The sequence below is a fragment of the Piscinibacter gummiphilus genome (assembly GCF_032681285.1).
Taxonomy (GTDB): domain Bacteria; phylum Pseudomonadota; class Gammaproteobacteria; order Burkholderiales; family Burkholderiaceae_C; genus Rhizobacter; species Rhizobacter gummiphilus_A.
Map to the genome: position 1 here is coordinate 3,323,847 of NZ_CP136336.1, position 15,676 is coordinate 3,339,522.

The 15,676-nt window shown below is 69.5% G+C and carries 10 protein-coding genes and 1 other RNA gene; 2 read left to right on the top strand and 9 right to left on the bottom strand.

Annotation, left to right across the window (positions count from 1 at the left end; genetic code table 11):
- Positions 1-2: 2 nt before the first annotated feature.
- Positions 3-1,805: a DNA polymerase III subunit gamma/tau gene (dnaX, locus tag RXV79_RS15485; protein WP_316698736.1), complete on the bottom strand. Its 1,803-nt coding sequence runs from the start codon at positions 1,803-1,805 to the stop codon at positions 3-5.
- 81 nt (positions 1,806-1,886) lie between these two features.
- On the opposite strand from dnaX, the gene RXV79_RS15490 reads away from it, so the two are divergent.
- Both RXV79_RS15490 and ffs read left to right on the top strand, forming a co-directional pair.
- On the top strand, positions 1,887-3,005 hold the full coding sequence (locus RXV79_RS15490) for an AIR synthase-related protein (RefSeq protein ID WP_316698737.1): 1,119 nt from the start codon (positions 1,887-1,889) through the stop codon (positions 3,003-3,005).
- A gap of 56 nt (positions 3,006-3,061) precedes the next feature.
- An RNA gene (gene ffs / locus RXV79_RS15495) (signal recognition particle sRNA small type) lies at positions 3,062-3,159 on the top strand.
- A gap of 27 nt (positions 3,160-3,186) precedes the next feature.
- Here the strand turns inward: ffs and RXV79_RS15500 are convergent.
- The 8 genes from RXV79_RS15500 to RXV79_RS15535 form a co-directional block, all read right to left on the bottom strand.
- Positions 3,187-3,435, bottom strand: coding sequence for a hypothetical protein (locus RXV79_RS15500; protein WP_316698739.1), 249 nt, complete (start codon positions 3,433-3,435; stop codon positions 3,187-3,189).
- On the bottom strand, positions 3,432-3,680 hold the full coding sequence (locus RXV79_RS15505) for a hypothetical protein (protein WP_316698741.1): 249 nt from the start codon (positions 3,678-3,680) through the stop codon (positions 3,432-3,434). The genes RXV79_RS15500 and RXV79_RS15505 overlap by 4 nt, the downstream gene beginning before the upstream one ends.
- A complete protein-coding gene (locus RXV79_RS15510; protein ID WP_316698742.1) occupies positions 3,677-3,907 on the bottom strand; it encodes a hypothetical protein in 231 nt (76 codons plus the stop codon). The genes RXV79_RS15505 and RXV79_RS15510 overlap by 4 nt, the downstream gene beginning before the upstream one ends.
- Positions 3,908-4,082: 175 nt before the next feature.
- Positions 4,083-5,237: an ABC transporter substrate-binding protein gene (locus RXV79_RS15515; protein WP_316698744.1), complete on the bottom strand. Its 1,155-nt coding sequence runs from the start codon at positions 5,235-5,237 to the stop codon at positions 4,083-4,085.
- 191 nt (positions 5,238-5,428) lie between these two features.
- Positions 5,429-7,843, bottom strand: coding sequence for a protein kinase domain-containing protein (locus RXV79_RS15520; protein WP_316698745.1), 2,415 nt, complete (start codon positions 7,841-7,843; stop codon positions 5,429-5,431).
- The gene (locus RXV79_RS15525; RefSeq protein ID WP_316698746.1) at positions 7,843-9,687 is read right to left on the bottom strand and encodes a serine/threonine protein kinase; all 1,845 of its coding nucleotides are present in this window, start codon (positions 9,685-9,687) and stop codon (positions 7,843-7,845) included. Before RXV79_RS15525 ends, RXV79_RS15520 begins: the two co-directional genes overlap by 1 nt.
- A 139-nt stretch (positions 9,688-9,826) precedes the next feature.
- Positions 9,827-13,036, bottom strand: a complete 3,210-nt coding sequence (locus RXV79_RS15530) for a UvrD-helicase domain-containing protein (protein WP_316698747.1) — start codon at positions 13,034-13,036, stop codon at positions 9,827-9,829.
- Positions 13,033-15,582 carry a PD-(D/E)XK nuclease family protein gene (locus tag RXV79_RS15535; RefSeq protein WP_316698749.1) on the bottom strand — a complete coding sequence of 850 codons (2,550 nt, stop codon included), beginning with the start codon at positions 15,580-15,582 and terminating at the stop codon, positions 13,033-13,035. The genes RXV79_RS15530 and RXV79_RS15535 overlap by 4 nt, the downstream gene beginning before the upstream one ends.
- Between the last annotated feature and the right edge of the window lie 94 nt (positions 15,583-15,676).

A 15,676-nucleotide genomic window follows, 5' to 3' on the forward strand; every position in this document is an offset into this window, starting at 1 on the left:
GTTCAGTGCGGCTTCACGGAGCCGGGCACGATGCGTGCCGTCTTGAATTGCTTCATCAAGGCCTGCACCAGCGGGTCGTTGTGGATGATCTGTTCGGCTTCGTTCTGTCGGCGTGTGCGCTCGACCGCCGCCCGCTGCGCCGGGGTGTCGGTGGCAGCACCGGCTTCGACCTCGAGCTGCACGGGCTGCCCGAGCAGCGTGCCCAAGGCAGCCTGGAGCTTGTCGCGCTGGGCTGGCGCGCGCAGCGTCTCGCGCTCCACACGCAAACGCCAGACGCCACCCTCGCCTGCGGCCAGGCACTGCGACTGCATCGCCAATTCACGCACCAGCGCACCGATGCTGCCGGCCTCGACCATCTGCGCCACCACCTCGGCCCAGCGGTCACCCAGCGGCGTGGGCTCGAATGCAGGCGGCGACACGGCAAACGGCTTTGGCGGCTCGCGCACCTCGACATGTGGAGCAGCCGACTCATCTTCGTCCGGCACCTCGTCGAGCCAAGGCGGCGGCTCGCGGCTCGCGGCCGGTGTGGGTGCCGGTGCAGACACCACGCTTGCGCGGGCCACGGGCGGCGGTGCCACCACGGCAGCGCGTGCGGCAGGCGCCGCGGGAGCCGCCGCCACCGGCGGCTTGCTCGCGACCGGGGCCGAGGCAGGTGCAGGCCGGCTGACGGGCGCCGGCGCCGCACGCTGCGGCGACGTTCCCGCGGCGCCGGGCCGGAAGGCCAGCATGCGCAGCAGCACCATCACCAGGCCGCTGTATTCATCGGGGGCCAGCGCCAGCTCGGCGCGACCATGCAGCACGATGCTGTAAAGAAACTGCGTTTCGTCGGGCGCCAGGAGCCCAGCCAGGCGCGCCGCGGTCGGGCTGTCAGGGTCGTTCTCGTCGACGGCATCCGGCACCGCCTGCACCACTGCCATCTGCTGCAGCAGCGCCGCCATTTCTTCGAGGGTGCCTGTCGCCGACAGGCCCAGGCCGCGCAAGCCATCCACCGCGGCCACCACCTCGGCGCCCTGCCCCGCGGCCAGTGCTTCCACCAGTCGCACCGCGTGGCTGCGGTCGACCGCTCCCAGCATCTGGCGGACCCCCGCCTCGCTCAGCGTGCCGGCACCGAAGGCGATGGCCTGGTCGGTCAACGACAAGGCATCGCGCATCGAGCCACGCGCAGCCTTGGCCAAGAGGCGCAAGGCGCCGGGCTCGGCCTCGATGCTTTCGGCGGCGAGCACCTTGGCCAGGTGCTCCTGCACCGTCTGCGGCGCCATCGGGCGCAGGTTGAACTGCAGGCAGCGCGACAGCACCGTGGGCGGCACCTTCTGCGGGTCGGTCGTCGCGAGAACGAACTTCAGGTAGTCGGGCGGCTCTTCCAGCGTCTTGAGCATCGCGTTGAACGCGGTGTTCGACAGCATGTGCACTTCGTCGATCAGGTAGACCTTGAAGCGCCCCACCACCGGCTTGTAGACGGCCTGATCGAGCAGGAGGGAGATTTCTTCGACACCGCGGTTCGACGCCGCATCGAGCTCGACGTAGTCGACGAAGCGGCCGGCGTCGATGTCTCGGCAGGCGTTGCACACGCCGCACGGGTGGGCGGTGATGCCGCCCTGCCCATCAGCGCCGACGCAGTTGAGCGCCTTGGCAAGGATGCGCGAGACCGACGTCTTGCCCACGCCGCGCGTGCCGGTGAAGAGATAGGCGTGGTGCAGGCGCTGCTGCGTGAGCGCGTTGCTCAGCGCCTGGACCACATGCTCCTGGCCCACCAGCGCCTCGAAGTCGCGGGAGCGGTATTTGCGGGCGAGGACGAGGTAGGACATCGGGCCATTCTAATAAGCCAGTCCTGGGTGATCCGGGATAATCCTGCCTTCTCTTGCCCATCAGCCTGCCAAGCCCGACCGATGACCTCCACGCCCGCCCAAGACACGCTCAGCTATGAACAAGCCGGCGTCAACTACGACCTGATCGACCCGCTGAAGGTCGCCGCGCAACGCGCCGCCAAGGCCACGGGCGCCCATCTGGCCGGGCACGGGTTCACGGAAGTCGAAGCCTCGCGCGGCGAATCGGCGTATGTGGTCGACGTGGGGCCGTTCTACATCGCATCGATCGTCGAATGCCTGGGCTCCAAGGCGCTCGTGGCCGACGAGATGAAGGCCCTCACCGGCAAGAGCTACTACGACGGCATCGCGCAAGACACCATCGCGATGGCGATCAACGACCTCATCACCGTGGGCGCCACGCCGCTCGTGGTGCAGGCCTACTGGGCGGCCGGCGGCTCCGACTGGTTCTCGGACGCCCAACGCGCCAAGGCCCTCGTCGACGGCTGGAAGCGCGCCTGCGACACCTGCCAGGTGGCCTGGGGCGGCGGTGAAACACCGGCGCTCGCTGGCATCGTGGCCGATGGCCGCATCGACCTCGCTGCGAGTTGCACCGGCCTCATCAACCCCAAGGAGCGCCTCTCGGTGGGCGACAAGCTCGCCCCCGGCGACGCGATCGTGCTGCTCGCCTCGAGCGGCATCCACGCCAACGGCCTGAGCCTCGCGCGCAAGCTCGTCGAGCGCCTGCCGCAGGGCTACCTCACCGAAGTGCAGCCGGGTCTCACCTATGGCGAGGCGTTGCTCGCGCCCACGGTGCTGTATTCGCCGGTGACCGAAGCGCTTTACAAGGCCGGCATCACACCGCACTACTGCGCCAACATCACCGGCCACGGCTGGCGCAAGCTGCTGCGCCACCCCGCCACGCACACCTACCGCATCCACACCGTGCCCGCGGTGACGCCGGTGCTCAAGTTCATCCAGCAACACGCCAAGCAGGACGATCAAGAGGCCTACAGCACGCTCAACATGGGCGCGGGTTTTGCGCTCTTCGTGAAGGCGGAAGACGCCGAGCGCACCGTGGCCGTCGCTGAAGCGCAAGGCGTGAAGGCGATCGTCGCGGGCCGCGTGGAAGCCGGCCCGAAAAAACTCGTCATCGAGCCACTCAACATCGAGTTCGGCGACGACGCGCTGCAACTGCGCTGACAAAAACGCGGCCCTGCGGCCGGGTCGGCTGCGTGGCGTCACCTACAATCCGCGGCGACGGGCCTCCCCGCATGGGAGCGCGCCCAACCGGGTCAGGTGGGGAACCAAGCAGCCCTAAGCGTTGCAACCAGTGCCGGGGGTAAGGCTCGTCACCCTCCCATCCTCGCTTCACGCATCGAACTCAAGCATCCAGCGCGAAGCACAGCAGCTTCGGCTCATCCGAGCCGGCCTGTTCGGCCACCTCGCGAGGGGCCACGCACAAGGTCCCCGCTTTCATGAGGTTGTCGACCACCAGCCCGTCGTCGTCGATGACTTCGGCGAGGTAGCGGTGGTCTCCTGCGAACAGCAAGGCGCGGGTGGCGTCATCCTGGTTGAGCAGCACCAGGTAGCGAGCGATGTGATCGTGGTTCAGATTCTTCGGCGGGATCATGTCTTCTTCTGGGGCGCTTCTTTCTGGCGCTGGTAGGTCTCGTTCATCGGCGTGCCGCGGTCGGTGTCGACGCGACCCTTGGTCACGTCGTCGTGCGCTTTCTTCATGAGAGGGCGCGGCTCGCCATCGTCGTGGCTGTCGGAGGACTCGTCGCGCTCATGCGGCATGCGCGGCACCGTCTTGGACGATGCAGCGTCGGTGTCGCCTTGCTGCGGCTTGGTGAGCCCCTGGCGCTTCTCGCTCATCGCTTCACCTGCGGGTCTTCGCCCTTGGCGCGCGATTTGCCGATCTCTTCCGCGCGCTCCATCTCTTCCGCCTCGCGCTCGTTGTGCGGTGCCGATTGGTCCGCCGCCGGCTTGACCTTGCCGGATTGCGCGAAGTCGCGGGCCGACTTGTCGTAGCGGCGCGCGGCCTCATAGTCGCCTTCGCCTTGAACCTGGCCGCTGCGCGACTGCTTGTCCTGATCGTTCATGTCTGTTCTCCTGATGGAGTGAAACGCGAATGCAACGATAGGCGGCCGCTGGCTGCATCACCACCAGCGGGGTGCGCAGCCCAGGGTCGGAGCGCGCAGGCGCAGTGAGTAGGAAGCGTCCGACCAAAGAAAAACGGCAGGCCGAAGCCTGCCGTTCAACGGAACCAATCCGAGCTCAGCGCATCCAGCGGCCGCCTGGGCCCACGATGGTGATTTCGACGAAGTTCGAGCCGTGATGCTTGTTCGGCCCGTAGGCCAGCGGGTAGCCGCCCAGGTCGACCTTGGTCATGCTCTCCATGCCGCGCACGATGCTCTGCGAGTTGATCTGCTTGCCGCCACGGCGGATGCCTTCGATCAGGATGCGCATGTTCAGGTAGCCGAACATGTAGTCGTAGGCCGGCTCCAGCTTCTCGCGTGACAGCGCCGCGGCAAGGTCGCGCGTCAGCGGCGTGGTCTGGCGGAACGGGTACGGCACGGTCTGCGTGAACGCGAGGCCGCGGGCGTCATCGCCCAGCGCCTTGAGGATCTGCGGTGAGTTCGCGATCGACACGGCATAGATCGGTACACCGACATGCGCGCGGGCTGCCTTCACGAACGCCACCATCGACGGGCCGAAGGCCATGAAGATGATCGCCTGCGGGCGGGCTGCGGCGAGCGACTGCGCGCAAGCCACGGCATCGCTGCCATTGGCTTCGAGCGGCGACTGCACCACGAGCGTGGCGCCGAGCTCCTTGGCCACTTCTTCCACCACCGGCTTCATCAGCTGGCCGAACGCCGCGTTCTGGTACACGAGGCCGATCTGCGACTTCTGCAGCGTGACGAGATTGCGCACCATCTGGGCCACCTCGTCGCGGTAGCTCGCCATCGTGGTGAAGAAATACGGGTGGTGCTTGGCGCGCAGCACCGGCGAACCGGTGTACACGCAGACCAGCGGCACTTTCTTCTCGGCCAGGATGGGCAGGATCGCGCCCACGTTGGGCGTGCTGGCCAGGCCGTACAGCGCGACGACCTTGTCCTTGTCGAGCAGGGTGTTGACGTTCTCGACGCACTTCTTCGCGTCATACGCGTCGTCGAGCGTGATGAGCTTCAGCGGGCGGCCGTTGATGCCGCCCTTGCGGTTGACTTCCTCGATGGCCAGGTCCTGGCCCTTGAGCACGGGCACGAACGACGGCGCCAGCGGGCCGGTCAGGTGCGCACTCTGGCCGATGCGGATTTCGTTGGAACCTCCAGCGGCCTCCTTGTCTTGTGCCCACAGGGGCGTGGATGCGAGAGCGCTGGCGGAAGCGACAGCACGCAGCGCATGACGACGGGTCCATTGAGGGTGAGCCATTTTGTATGCCTTTGTTTGGGACTAGACGGGGGCGATCCTGCCACCGCGAAACAAGTTCATACAAGGGGGTGAGTACCTTGTTGCGCGAGAGCCGAGTCACAAGCGTGACAGGTATCACAAGCGTTAGCATCGCGCCCCCGCAGGCGTACCACTCATTCGTGAAGCCCGACACATCGGGCATTCGGCGAGGTTCAGCCGGCCTGCTTGAAGGCCATCACGGCCTGGTTGCGCAGCGTGCGCAGAAGCGAGAGTTCCTTCTCGCCCAGCTCGATCGCACCGGGCCGCGCCTTGTCGGCGTAGATGAGCGCGAAGGGCGCGCCCTTCATCAGCAAGGGCAGCAGCAGAAACGCAGGTGCATTCACGCCCTGCTTGTACCAGGCGGGCAGGCGGCCTGCGATCTGCGGCAGCGTCGCATCGGCAATCAGCGTGTCGGCGCCCTTCAGGCACACCGCACCGAAGAGATCGACGGGTGCGCCGGGCGGCGTCTTGAGCGGCACCTTGAACTTCAAGGCCACCTGCTCCACGCCTTCGCCGAGGCCGAAGCGGCCGGTGAGCGCGTCGCACTTCGCATCGCGCAGGCAGAAGACGACACGCCGGAAGCCGAGCGCGCGCAGCATGGTCTCGAGGATCATGCGCAACACCTCGTTGAGCTTGAAGTCCTCGACCATCGTGTTGGTGATGTCCTGGATGCCCGCGGCCAGCATGTTGATCGCGGCCTGATGGTCGAACGGCATCTGCGCCGACTCGACCGGGATGGTGGCCTGCAGCGCATGCTCGGTGAGGCTGTCGTGCTGGATCGCTTCCGCCGTGCCGTTGCCGGGGTGCTCGAGCAGGCGGCGCATCGGCGAGCCGGGCTGGGCCTGCAGGTTCATCGCATGCGCCAGCTCCACGAGCCGCTGCTGTGCGACCACCGACGCGGCCTGCACGTCGCGCACGCCCAGCCCCAGCACCTTGCCGTAGCGCTCGGCCACGGTCGCGATGGCGGCGCTGGCCTGGCCGGGTTCGGCCTTCAGGAGCGCATCGGTCAAGTCGTTGGCGACGGTGGCGATCCATTGCACACGCTCGGCCTTGTCACAGGCACGTGCGGGCGGGTCGATCGCCGGGCGGCGCATGCAACGCTGCAGGTTGTCGGGCAGGCCCCAGCTGCGCGCAATGCCGAGGCCGAGTTCCTCGAAGCTCAGGCCGAGTACGGTGATCGACGCGGCCTCTTCGGCGTTGTGCGTTCGTGTGCTGGTCGACGCCTTCTTGGTCGATGCCGCGACGAGGCTTCGCACCTGGCGGGCTTCTTCTGGAAAGTAGAACTCCGTCAGCAGCCGGCCGAGGCCCTGGTAGATCGCGCCGATGAAGGCTTCTTCACCTTCTCGCTGCGCGCCGCACAGCTCGTTGGCGAGCGCGCCCGCCATCAGCGAACGCAGGAACTCTTCCTTCAACTGCGTTGCATGCGCCTTGTCGTTCATGTGCTCCAGCAGCACGAGGCTCAGCGCCATGTTGCGGATGCCCGCAAAGCCCACCAACGCCACCGCGCGCGACACCGTGCTCACCGTGCCACCGCCGGCATGGCGGAAGCTCGCGGTGTTGACCATGCGCAGCAGCTTGTTGGTCAGCGCCACGTCTTTCAGGATCTCGCCCGACAGGCTCGACAGCCGCTCGTTCTCCGAGTTAGCCACCCGCTGAATCGCACCGACCGAGTTCGACAGCGCCGGGAAGTCACTCTTGTGCCGCATGCGGCGCAGCAGGAAGTCGAGCGTGCCGTTGCCACTCGCAGCCGGCTGCTCGCCGGGTGCCGGGGCGAGCCAGTCGCGCAGCGCATCGGCGAACTCGACCGCACGCGCAAAGCGCTTGGACGGGTCACGCGCCAGGCTGCGCAGCACGATGGCGCGCAGCCGGTCGTCCACATCCGCCGGCGTGCTCTCGGGCAGCACGAGGTCTTCATGCGCCACGCGGTACATCGCGCGGTACGGGTCGCGCTCGGCAATCAGTTGCCGGCCCGACAGCATCTCGCCCAGCAACAGGCCGGCGGAGAACACGTCCATGCCCGGCGAAGGTTTCAATCCGTGCGTCGCCTCGGGCGACATGTAGCCCGGCGTGCCCACCACCTGCTGCTGGTGCGACGGGTCCTGGATGCGCGCGGCGATGCCGAAGTCCATCACCCGCGCCCGCCCCTGGCCATCGACGAGGATGTTCGAGGGTTTGAGGTCGCGGTGCACCACGCCGGCCTGGTGCGCCACTTCGAGCGCATCGAGCACGCCCGTCATCATCTCGACCGCCTCGCGCACCGGCAGCGCGCCGCGTGCGCGCAAATGCGCCGCGAGCGTGCGGCCCGGCACGTATTCGAAGACGAGATAGGGCTGCTGCTGGTGCATGTCGCCCTCGAACACCGGCACGATGTGCGGGTGGTTGAGGCGGCTCACGCTGCGCGCTTCCTGCAGCCACTGGCTCGACGTGATGGCGTCGGCGCCCGGCAGCATCAGCTTGACGGCGACCTCGCGCTCCAGGCGCGGGTCGAACGCCAGCCACACGGTGGCCTGCGCGCCCTGCCCGAGCTTGCGACGCAGCTCGAAGCGGCCCAGGGTCTCGATGGCGGCAGCAGCGGGTATGGCGGCCATCAGCGTTTGCGCGACGCGAGCAGCGCCGAGAAGTCGGTGGTGCCGGGGTCGCCCGGTTCGGCCTCTTCGCGGCGCGGCGCGCGCGGCACCACGCCGGTCGGCCCGTGCTGCAGCGTGCCGCGGGCGGCATGCAGGCCTTCGGTCAGATCCTTCATCGTGATCGACAGGGCGCGGCCATAGCGCTGCACCACCTGCTGCAGCGCGGCACCCACGCGCTGCGGCGGGTTCTCGGTCACGGCGTCGACCGCTTCGTTGGCGGCGCTGGCGGTCACGCGCAGCATGTCGCTGTCGGTGTCGGCCACACGCACCGGCTTCTGGACGGGCAGGCGGCGGATCATGTAGAGCACGTCTTCGTGCAGGCCCCAGTGCTTGGCCACGGCGGCACCGAGCGATTCGATGTCGACACCGAGTACTGCAAAGGCGGCAGCCTCTTCGGTCATGCCCGGCAGATCGGGCTCGCCCGGCTCGGCGGCGGGCGCGCTCTTCATGAGTTCGCGAATCTGCGACGCTTCATCTGGAAAGTGGTACTGCACCATCAGGCGCCCGAGGTTCTGCAGCGCCGTGATGAGGTAGACGACCTCCGGGTCGTAGCCAGCCGGCCGCAAGGCTTGCGCAGCATGGCCGGCCAGGCGCACCCGGTCGAGCAGGCGCTGCATCGTGGCGGCGTGCGCCTCGGGCAGCGGGCCGGGCCACGGCCGCAGTGACGCAGCGGCCTGCCGCACCCCTTTCAGGCCCACGAGGGCGATGGCGCGGCGCAGCGTGAGCACGGGGCCGTTGCCCGACACCTGCGTGCCCTGCACCTGCGCCGAGTTCACGGTGCGCAGCAGCTCGAAGGAGAGGCCCATGTCCTGCAGGATGTTGGCCGCCATCTCGTCGGTGCGTTGGCCTTCGGCCACGGCCAGGCGCGCCACACGCGCGCCCACGCCGGGCGCGGCGGGAAGATGGCCCACGGTGCGCAGGCGGTCGATCAACAAAGTGAGCGCGCCGCTGTCTTGTGCGGCGGTCTCGCGCCAGCCGTTGAGCGCGGCAAGCAGCGTGCGGGCGTTGTGATAACGCTGGCGCTCCTGGTGCGTGGTGGCGCGGTTGGCGATGGCGCGCAACGCTTCGGGAATCGGCTGGGGCGTGCTCCAGGGCAGGCGCACGAACTCGCGGCCCAGCGGAGGCAGGCGATCGACGACACGGCTGGTGTCGGGCTCTTCGAGCGCCGGGGCACCGGCCAGCACGTGGTAGAGCACGATGCCCATCGTGAGCACGTCTCGCACCGCCGCTTCGCGCGACTGGCGCAGGCGGTTCGGGTCGAGCGGCATCGCGCGCTCATGGGCCGCCTGCTCGGCGAGCACCGCCGTGGGCAGGCCGGCGCCGAGCGCCATCACCCGCACGGTGCCCTGCTCGCTGATGAGGATCTGGTGGAGTTGCAGGTCGCCATGCGCGAGGCTGGCCTCGTGTGCGAAGGCCAGGCCTTCGAGCGCCTGGGTGACCCAGCTCACCGCGTCTTCCGCCGTGAGCTTGGGGTTGGCAGCCAGGCGTTCGCCGAGCGTCACGCCCAGGGCCCGGTCGACAGCGATGTAAGGCCAATGTTCCTGCACCCCGATCTCGACCACGTGGGCGAGGTTCGGGTGGTTGAGCCGCGCAGCGTGTTTCGCGTCGGACAGCCAGAGTTCCGCCACGGCGCTCGACGCGGGCTGGACCCGCGGCAGCGTCAGCATCAGCTCCTGGGCCGAGCGGGGGTCGTGGACGAGCCAGACCATCGTGCGCTCGCTCTTGCCCAGCAACTGGCGCAGCTCGAAGCGACCGAGCACCCGGGTGGGGTTCGGTTTCGGCGGAGCGTGTTCCGTTTCAAGCATGAAAGCGCATGGCAGCTTGCGCGCAAAAGGCGCGCCTGCACGGATTGGAGCGCCCGGGGGCGTGACCCAATACGCGAATCAGGCGCGAAAAGAGGCCTCTATTCCTGCCCGAGGGCTTGCGGCGGCATCGGCCGCGGCGTCATGTGACTTCGATCACGTCGCCCTGGCCATTGACGAGCGCGCAGCGCACCGGGGCGCCTTGCGCGACTGCGGCGACTGCCCGCCGGTAGCGCAGCATTTGTTCACGGTATTCGGTCTGATCGCCAGGCCGAAGCGCAAGCTTGTAGTCGAGCACCCACCAGGTGGGGCCGTTCGCGTCTTCGAGCTGCACGAGACGGTCGAGCCGCAGCACCTCGCCGCCATCGGCCATCGGCACCTCGTTGCCCGCCCACAGCAGGCCCGGGCCGGCGAGGAAACGCCGGCACTGCGGGTTGCCCCAGATCGCGCCGGCCATGCGCGCGACCTCGCTGGCGGGCGCGCCGAACTCGGCCGCCGCGGCTTCGGCCAGATCTGCCAGATCGACAGTGGCCGGCTGGCCGGTGGCCCACTCCAGCACGCGGTGCACCGCCTGGCCGAGCCGGGTGGCGGGCGTGTCGGGCGAGCGCAGCGTGACGGGTACCGGGCGCGAACCAGGCGGGCCGGCGGGCAGCACCTTCAGCTCGATGGGCGAGGCCTCGTCGAACACGGCCTGGGCGGGCGCGGCGGGCACCCAAGGCTGCGCCAGCGCCTCGACGCGCGCCCACCACGACGCACCGGCGAGATGGGGCTCGGTGCGGCTGAACACCAGGCGCTCGCGGGCACGGGTCATCGCGACGTAAAGGCCATTGAGCTCTTCGCGCTCGCGGGCTTTCAGCTCGTCGGCCATCAGCTCGCGCAGCGAGGGCGGGCATTGCGCTTCGGAATACAGGAAGGCGCAGCGGCGTGGGCGGTCGGCGTCGACGGGCCAGTCGACGAGCAGCGTGGCGGTGTCGGGCTTGGCGGCTTCGGGCTGCGAATCCATCACGAACACGACCTTGGCCTCCAGGCCCTTGGCGCCGTGCACCGTGAGCAGCTGCACGGCATCGGGCTGCACGGGTGCGGCCGCCTTGAGCAGGCGGCGCTTCAGGGCGCGCACGAAGTTGTAGGGGGTGGCGTAGCGCGCGCCGTCGAGCGAGAGCGCCTGCGCCAGCAGCGCGTCGATGGCGTTGAGCGCGGCCAGGCGCTGCTCGGGCGGCACGACGGCGGCCACACGCTCGCGCACCTCGCCTTCGAAGACGATGCGGTCGAGCAGGTCGTGCGGCGGCAGCTGGGCAGCGGCGCCCTGCCATGACGTGAGCAGGCGTGCGGCGCGCGCGAGCGACGGGCTTTGCGACTGTTCGAGCGCGGGCCACCAGTCGCCGCCGTGCTCTCGCGCGGCGAGGGCGAGCTGCACGAGGTCGTCGTCGCTTGCGCCGAAGAGCGGGCTGCGCAACGCGTGGGCGAGCGAGAGGCGGTGCTCGGGCGAGGCCAGCACGTCGAGCACGGCCACGAGGTCGCGCACCTCGGCGGCGTCCATCAGCGCATGGTCTTCGGCCGCCGCGTGAGGCAGGTGCAGGGCCTGCAGCTCGTGCGCAACGAGACGCAGCGACGCACGCTTGCGGCAGAGCACGAACACCTCACCCGCTCGCGCGTGGCCGCCGTGCAGCAGCTCCTGGATGGCATGCGCCACGTGCCGTGCCTCCTGCTCGCGCAGCTGGGTTTCGGGCTCATGGCGCGGCACGGAGAGGCTGTCGCGCCAGAGCGATGGCGGCGCCGGCAGCCCCTTCACGGGCTTCACGCGCAGCACCGGCGGCAAGGCGTAGACGCCCGCGCCGGCCAGCGGCGCGAGTTCGGTGGTGTGGGGGCGGAAGCCGTCGTAGCGCGCTTCGCGCTCGGCCTGCTCGAAGACGTGGTTCACCGCACCGAGCACCTCGGGCGCGTTGCGGCGGGTGTGGTCGCAGGCAAGCCAGTTGCCGTGCAGGCCTTCGGTCACGAACTCTCGGGCCGCGCCGAACACACGCGGCTCGGCGCGCCGGAATCGGTAGATGCTCTGCTTGGGGTCGCCCACGATGAAGACCCCCGGCGGGCGCTGCCCGCTCGCGCCACCGCCCGCGCCGGCATAGGCCGAGAGCCAGCTGTGCAGCGCGTGCCACTGCAACGGGCTGGTGTCCTGGAATTCATCGATCAGCACATGGCGGATGCGCATGTCCAGCCGCTCCTGCACCCAGCCGGAGAGGCTGGCATCGCGCAGCAGCGCGAGCGCACAGCGCTCCAGGTCTGCCATGTCGGCGAGGCCACGGGTGCGCTTGTAGTCGGCCAGCTCGCGCAGCAGCACGCGCGAGAGGCGCACGAGCCGCAGGTGCTCGTGGTGGGCTTCGTGCTGCTGCACCTGGGCGCGCACACGCTCCAGGTCATCGGCGACCGACGCCAGCTGCGGCAGATCGCCCAGCTTGCGCGGGGTGCCCTTGTCGGTGAAGAGCGCTTTCCACAAGATCTGGAACAGCGCCTCGCCGTCCGACGCCGCGAGCGCGTCGATCACACCGTTGGCCGCTGCCTGCGCCTTGGCCCCACCCTGCCCCAGTGCCTGCGCCAAGGCCAGCAGGGTGTCACGCCAGGAGGCGCTCTTGAGCGCTTCACACGGGTGGCCGTCGCAATCGGGCGGCGGCATGCTGGCCTCGAGCACGCCGGAGGCATCGGCCAGTTCGAGTTCGACGCGTTTGTCGAGCGCGGCCTCCAGCCACTTGCGCAGCTGGTCGCGACCGCGCCGCTGCACCAGCGCGGCGTGGTCGGCCCTCAGGGCAGCATCGGCCGCCACCGCTCCGTGGAAACGGCGGAAGACGGCGGCGCGGTGGTCGTCCAGCTCTTCCATCAGCGTCATGCCGGGCGCGAGGCCGAGTTCGGCGAGAAGATCGCGCGGCGCGGCGCGCAAGAGTTGCGAGAACCAGGCGTGGAAGGTGCGGATCTCGACACTGCGGCCACCGGCGAGCAGCGTTTCGTGCAGGCGGCCGAGGGCCGGTGCAAGCGCACGGGCCTGCGTGGCGTCGAGGCCGCGCAACTGGAGCTGCTGAATGCGACTCTCGTCGTCCATCGCATGCGAGGAAAACGCACGCAGCCATTCCTGCAGTCGCTCGCGCATTTCACCCGCGGCCTTGCGGGTGAAAGTGATGGCGAGGATCTCCTGCGGCTGGGCCCCTTCGAGCAGCGCCCGCAGGATGCGCGAGACGAGCATCCAGGTCTTGCCGGCACCGGCACACGCTTCGACCACCACGCTGCGCTGGGGGTTGCAGGCGATGGCGTAAAAGGCTTCGCGCTCGATCAGGCGGCCGTCGGCGCGGTAGGCAGCCGTCGTCATGCGCCGCTCCAATGGTCACGCCGGCACAGGCCGCGCGCGTCGCAGAAGTCGCAGGTGGGCACTTCACCCAGCGCTGGCAGGCCAGCGCCGCGGCGGATGCGCGCGAGGTCGGCGCCGACACCCGTGACAAGCGCGCTGGCACTGTCTTCGACATCGGGGTGCGGCAGCGATTCGATCTTGCGGCCAAGGGCCAGGTAGCTCGCCCGGATCGGGTGCTCGGTCTCGGGCTGCACCAGCGCGGCATAGAACGCGAGCTGGGTGTCTTCCAGCGGCTGGCGCAATTTGTCTTTCAGGCCCGCCGCGCTGCCGGTCTTGTAGTCGATCAGCTCGAGCGCCGGGCCTCGCACCTGGTCCATGCGGTCGATGCGGCCGTAGAGGTGGATGCCTTCCCATTCGGGCGGCGCGATCTCGCGCTCCTGCTCGCCCTGCCAGAAGAGGGCTCCTTGCGCATCGCGCTCGTGCAGCCAGGCGATGTAGCGCGGCACGAGGTCGATGAAGCCGGCCTCGAACGGCAGGAAGTCGGCGTCGTCCAGGCCTTTGTGCACCTTCTCTTCCTGAGCGATGGCCAGCAGGCGGGCCGCTTCGGCTTCCGCAGGTGCGGGCTCGCCGCGCTGAGTGTGGAACTTGAGCAGCACGTCGTGCAGCCAGTTGCCGTAGTCGCGCTGCTCGACCTCGTCGTCGAGTTCCTCGGCCTCGCGCACGCGCAGCAGGTAGAGCGCATGGAAGCGGTAGGGGCACGCCCGCAGCGCTTCGCAGGCGCTGGCCGAGAGCCGAGCCGGCAGCAGCGCCGCGGCCGACGGTGCCGGCATCTTGACCGGCGTGGGTGCAAGCCGCAGGGTGAGTCGCGGGTCGACCCACGGCTCCAGCTTGCGGCCTGCCGATGCCAGCCGCAGGCCGAGTTGTTCGAGCAAGGGGCTAGGCGCCAGCGGCTCCGCGCCGTCGGCATGGCGATGGAAGAAGGTGACGGGCGCGCGACTCACCGCATGTGCAAACGCCAGCGCCTCGGCCTGTCGGCGCTGCCGCGAGGTGGGCACGCCGAGCGCTTCGGCCTGGGCTTCGTTCAGCAAGGGGTGCGGGCCGGCGTCGACGCCCAGGTGATGATCGTCGGCCCCGGGGAACACCACGGCCGCGAAGGGGCGCAGCGTGAGGCGCGCAAGCGGCGTGACGACCACGCTCGCGTCGGGAGCGGCTTGCGGGATGAACGAGGCGTCCTCGAGCGCGGCATCGACCCAGGCGCTGAACTCGGCCAGGCTCAGTGACGTTTGTGCCGCCTGTGCCGACCAGGCAGTGGGCTCCTCGATGTGAAGCGTCTGCAGCACCTGTGCACCGGCGTCGTCCGACAGCATGGGCGCCAGCACGGCGCTGCTGTTCAAGCCCTCGCGCAGGATGCGCAGCCACTCCGACAAGGTCTGGCGGCGAGCGCTGGCGAAGGTTTGCAGCACCAACATCGCCTCGGCGAGGAGCGGGGCGGCCCGGCCGCGCAGAAGGTTGGCGTCGATGGCGCGCAGCTGCGTCCACCCCTCGCGACGGCAGGCCGCCTCGATCTGCGCCACCGCGGCTTGCGGCCACGCGGCGGTCTTGAGCCAGTCGAGCAGGAGGTCGCTCGACGCCTGCGGCGCAGCAGCGCGCAGCAAGGCCATCACCTGCGCCGCCGCGCGCGTCGTCGAGAGCTTCCAGCCGGTCTCGTCCTGCAGGCCGACTCCGTGGCGTTCGAGCAGCGCGCGTACGCGGCGCATCAGCAGGCGGTCTTGAGCGACCAGCGCGACCGGCAGCTGGCCGCGGCGCAGATGCTCCAGCACCTGGGCCGCGGCGCAGACGGCCTCGTGCTCGAAGCCTTCGCAACGGGCCGTCACGATCGATGGCGCCAAGGTCTCATGAACATGCGCATCGGCGTCGAGCAACAGGCATGGCACCGTGTCGGGCATCGCGACCATCACGCTGCGCGCCAGCGCATCCTCGCCGCCGGACTGCACCAACACCCAGGCGCCAGGGCGCCAGGCGAAGAGCGCATCGGTGGCCGGCGACGATGCGGCAGCAGCCCACTCCAGTGCCACCCGCGCCAGTGCACGTTCAATCGCCCCCACGCCGGCCACCGGCGCAATCAGCTCGCGCCCATGCTGCCAATGGTCTGCCCGCGCCGCAGGCTCGACCGCAGCCGCGGCTTTGAGCACGGCATGCGCGGTCGTCACAACCGCGGACACGGCGTCGTCGAAGGCCAGGGGGTCGCGTGGCACCCACGATTGACCGCGCAGCAGGCGGGCCGCTTGAAGCCGGTCGGTGGCCGCATCGAAACTGAGCTGGCCCTCGCCACCTCGAGGCGCGGGGCCGAGTGACGCGGCCATCGTGCGCGTGGTCTCGACGCGCGGCTGCCAACCACCCTGCTTCGCGAACGCCCCACGTGCCGGGCCGAGCTGCTGTGCGAACGGCACCAGCACCACCAACCCGTGCAGGGCCACCCCGCGCGCAGCCGCCCATTCGCGGATGCGCGCGGCGATGTCGGCCCATCCGGCCCCGTTTTCAAGAGCCAGCCGAGCTATCGCAGCCATAAAAACGTCGAGACCGCACCAGAGGGAGGCAAAAGGGGGTTTGTGTCAGAATCATTCCGCCTTGCCGCTCGCGACGAGCGGCCCCAGCCGAGGA

Bases quoted from the DNA above. Each gene is read 5' to 3' on its own strand.
- dnaX (WP_316698736.1), bottom strand. From the start codon at position 1,805: ATGTCCTACCTCGTCCTCGCCCGCAAATACCGCTCCCGCGACTTCGAG.
- RXV79_RS15490 (WP_316698737.1), top strand. From the start codon at position 1,887: ATGACCTCCACGCCCGCCCAAGACACGCTCAGCTATGAACAAGCCGGC.
- RXV79_RS15500 (WP_316698739.1), bottom strand. From the start codon at position 3,435: ATGATCCCGCCGAAGAATCTGAACCACGATCACATCGCTCGCTACCTG.
- RXV79_RS15505 (WP_316698741.1), bottom strand. From the start codon at position 3,680: ATGAGCGAGAAGCGCCAGGGGCTCACCAAGCCGCAGCAAGGCGACACC.
- RXV79_RS15510 (WP_316698742.1), bottom strand. From the start codon at position 3,907: ATGAACGATCAGGACAAGCAGTCGCGCAGCGGCCAGGTTCAAGGCGAA.
- RXV79_RS15515 (WP_316698744.1), bottom strand. From the start codon at position 5,237: ATGGCTCACCCTCAATGGACCCGTCGTCATGCGCTGCGTGCTGTCGCT.
- RXV79_RS15520 (WP_316698745.1), bottom strand. From the start codon at position 7,843: ATGGCCGCCATACCCGCTGCTGCCGCCATCGAGACCCTGGGCCGCTTC.
- RXV79_RS15525 (WP_316698746.1), bottom strand. From the start codon at position 9,687: ATGCTTGAAACGGAACACGCTCCGCCGAAACCGAACCCCACCCGGGTG.
- RXV79_RS15530 (WP_316698747.1), bottom strand. From the start codon at position 13,036: ATGACGACGGCTGCCTACCGCGCCGACGGCCGCCTGATCGAGCGCGAA.
- RXV79_RS15535 (WP_316698749.1), bottom strand. From the start codon at position 15,582: ATGGCTGCGATAGCTCGGCTGGCTCTTGAAAACGGGGCCGGATGGGCC.